Consider the following 3,441-nt stretch of genomic DNA (forward strand, 5'->3'; position numbering starts at 1 on the left):
TCGGCTTCTCGCTGCACACCCCGATCAACATCTTCCTCCTGCTCCCGATGAAAGCCTATGCGCTCTGTACCTTGAGCAACAGCGACTGGCTCTCGCGCAGACCAGCCGATTTGCCGGACGGAAATGGAACGCATGGCAAGCTTTTGTGCCCGGGCCCGACAGCCGACAAGCCGAAGGAGATTGTTTGCACGTCGCGCATTGAGCACCTTGAGCACCGCATTGCTCTACAATTGGAGGCCGTTGCTCAACTGATCTGCCAGGACAAATTCGCGCTCCGAGCGGTCAAGCTGCTCGACGAACTCACAAGCGAACTGGTCGCGGCAAAACTGGAACTCGGCGCAATAGCCGAGGCGAGCACCAGCAAACGAACAGTCCCGGCGAAACAATACGGTGACCTCTTCTATCCTGAAGACCTCCGCATCCTAGCTGACATTTTCGACCAGGCAGTCGCAGCTTTACCGCCAGATCACCGTACTATCGCCAATCGTACGCAAATCGCCAAACTTGTTCTAGCTCAGGGAACGACACGTGAAGCCAAGTCCGACCCGATTCATGGCGCCTGCGTTCTTGGCGATTTGCTCGATCAGACGTTCAACTCTTACTCGTCTAATCAAATCGAGGTTCGGCCTAGCACCTGGCGGAATTCTGCATAAGGCGTAGGTTAGATCAGTCGATCGGGTAATAAGAAGACATCGTCCTGGTTTTGAGAGCCGCCGGTCCTTTCGAGATCGCCCAGCGATGGGTATACAGGCAGCCTGCTTTTCCCTAACAGTTCCGTCTCGTCAGCAGGCATGCCGCGGGACAGGTGACAGGACCAGTTCTCCGGCATCGTCAAGGCAAGAACCGTGTATTCAAGCCCTCGGTCTCAGAGGATGAGTACGGTACCCCTTGCACTGCAATGCGACCGCCTGCCGGCCGCCGCGCGTAGTCCAGGTCCTAACGGCACTCCGAGTGCGTCGCGAGACGGCTAGTCTCGTCCACGTTTCAGCTGCGAGAGCCATCACGAATGTCGTTTTCCTGCAACGATCACGGCGTGGGCCACTCCGCGGATCAGCATACCATGCCTGGCTCCACGCACACTGCTGCTGCAGGCCATCTCAAGTGGCAGGGAGTAGCTTGCGGCGCGGCAATCAGGATGGAAGTGCGTCCCATCCAGATTGTCGCGCTATAGTCGCCGAAGGGATTTGAATCGTACGTAGCGTCACGTTGTAGGAACCAGGCATCCGGCGCCTCGCGCCGACCAACTAGTCAACGACCGATGGCGGGAGTGTGACGTAACACATCGAAGCAATCCTCCGGATTGGACATCGAGATGACACCGCTTCTTTTCTCACTATGAACTTCTTCGGCGGCTTTGGATTAGGATACGCTATGCGCAGCTGGCGTTCCCGCAACCGACGTGAGCACGCCCGGCTCTATGGCGCTTACTTTAATTCCGGCAGTTCTGCTCCGCCCCGCTCCGAGTTCCCGCACGCCGTGGTTCCTAATGCTGCATTCGGCCTTGAAATTGCCGATCTGCCACACGAGGGCGAACGCCGACCGCCGTCAGTTCGTCGAGCACAGAATCGGAAGGCGGCGTGGAGGGCACGCGCGTGCTCGCGTGGAGTCAGTCCCAACAGCGCCGTGTAACGTGTGACTGATGGCCGATTTGACCCGAGACACTGACGGTGAAGACTGCGAGACGCCGCGGAGAAGATATGTCTGGCACGCGAGTTAGCGCTTGAACTGAATGCGACGGCGAGCACGATTGCGGACAGCATAGACAAGGAGCACCTTTCACTCTCCTGCGGCATCTATACCGCTCCGATGCCCGTGGCGATCTGCATTGGGCGAGAAGAGCGATCCAGAGCCATCGCACTCTTCGCATTTCATCTCGCGCAGGATCAGCGCCGCATTGACCGTGACAAAATGCTTCCTGGCCGAGTTCGATTCGCTGAACTCGCCTACCTAAACTGAGAGGTTTCGAAGGTGAGGCTTCCCTCCTAGAACTCGATCCGCGATAGTCAGTACAGCGGATGCATCATGAAACCTGACGAGCGCCTCGCCGAGGTCCTTGAGAATAGCGCGTGTTTTGATGATGAGGCATGGGAGGTGTGGGCACAGTGCCTCTCACCCACTGAGCGGCTGGCGTATATTCGGAAGCATCGCTCTCACTTCCGGTTCGCAGATTACGATGAAGTGATAGCTGTTGTACGGGGTCGGCGCTTCACCGGTTGCTCATCACAGCTCCTTCGATGGCGTTGCAGGATAAGAGCAAGGACGTTGCAAAGCGCTTTGCTCTTTTCGGTTGCGGTGTGGCTGGGCGTCATGTGGCTTGCGGTGCGCTTCATCCGCTGAGATCAGCAGCCCGCTTTTCGCCCACGCCTACGCAATCTACGTTCGCACGCGAAGGAGCATTGCGAGGCCGTTGAACATGATCCGCAACGCCGCAACCTAACGCAGGGTTCGGTTCAAGCATTCCTTTCGGCCCAAATGTTGCGATGCAGTTACAGCTATTCGCGCGGATGTTGTTAAGACGCGCGAGGCTCGGGGCACTCAAGACATGAGAGTAGAAATGAAGAACTTGTTGCTTGCGAGTGTAAGCATTGTGGCGCTTGGCGCGGTGGCGCCCGCATTCGGCGCGGATCTGGCTGCGCAGCCCGTCCAGCCTCTCTATACCAAAGCTCCGCAGCCTGTTGCGGCTACGATCTACGACTGGAGCGGCTATTACGTCGGTATGAACGGCGGCTTGGGCTCAAGCTCGAATTGCTGGGACTTCAATGGCGGCACGCCTGAGGGCTGCCATGATGCGACCGGCGGTACTGTGGGTGGCCAGATCGGCTATCGAAGGCAGATGGGCCAGATCGTGCTTGGTGTTGAAGGCCAGGGGAACTGGGCTGATTTGACTGGCTCGAATGACAGCGTCGCGTTTGCGGATATCAACCAGGCCAAGATTGATGCGTTCGGCGTGGTGACGGGGCAGATCGGTTATGCCGTGGACAACGTATTATTTTACGCCAAAGGTGGTGCCGCAGTGACGAGCAATACCTATCAGATTAGCTCGACCCTCACGGGCGCGCAGCTTGGGAAGAGCGACCACATTTTTTGGGGTGGTGCATTGGGAGCTGGGATTGAGTACGGTTTCGCACCGAGCTGGTCGGTCAGCCTCGAGTACGACCACCTATTCATGCAGCCCGGAGCGGTGCACTTCCCCGCGCCCGCAGGCGGAACCGATCGCGTCCGCCAGGATTTCGATCTTCTGACTGCACGGCTCAATTATAAGTTCGGCGGCCCGTTTCTTCTGAAATATTGATCCGCAGTACGAACGGCGGATCGAAAGCCCCGGCCTATGGCCGGGGCTTGTTTTTGGTGCGCCCAGCATGGGTGCACTCTTATGGGTGAAAGTCCCATCGTGAGTTGATCACAACGAGCGAAGTGAAGCGCAACTGCATGAGGGCGACC

2 protein-coding genes are annotated in these 3,441 nt (G+C 57.8%); both read left to right on the forward strand.

What is annotated here, in order from left to right:
* Window positions 1–653, forward strand: a 653-nt coding sequence (locus tag IVA80_RS03550; RefSeq protein WP_247425674.1) for a hypothetical protein, incomplete at its 5' end; no start/stop codon positions are given.
* A gap of 1,901 nt (window positions 654–2,554) precedes the next feature.
* Window positions 2,555–3,292: an outer membrane beta-barrel protein gene (locus IVA80_RS03555; RefSeq protein ID WP_247425673.1), complete on the forward strand. Its 738-nt coding sequence runs from the start codon at window positions 2,555–2,557 to the stop codon at window positions 3,290–3,292.
* The last annotated feature ends 149 nt before the right edge of the window (window positions 3,293–3,441 follow it).

It is taken from the genome of Bradyrhizobium sp. 139 (genome assembly GCF_023074175.1).
In the GTDB taxonomy this organism is placed as follows: Bacteria; Pseudomonadota; Alphaproteobacteria; order Rhizobiales; family Xanthobacteraceae; genus Bradyrhizobium.

What these genes read in the sequence shown, in the direction of transcription:
- IVA80_RS03555 (WP_247425673.1), top strand. Translation starts at nt 2,555, where the DNA reads ATGAAGAACTTGTTGCTTGCGAGTGTAAGCATTGTGGCGCTTGGCGCG.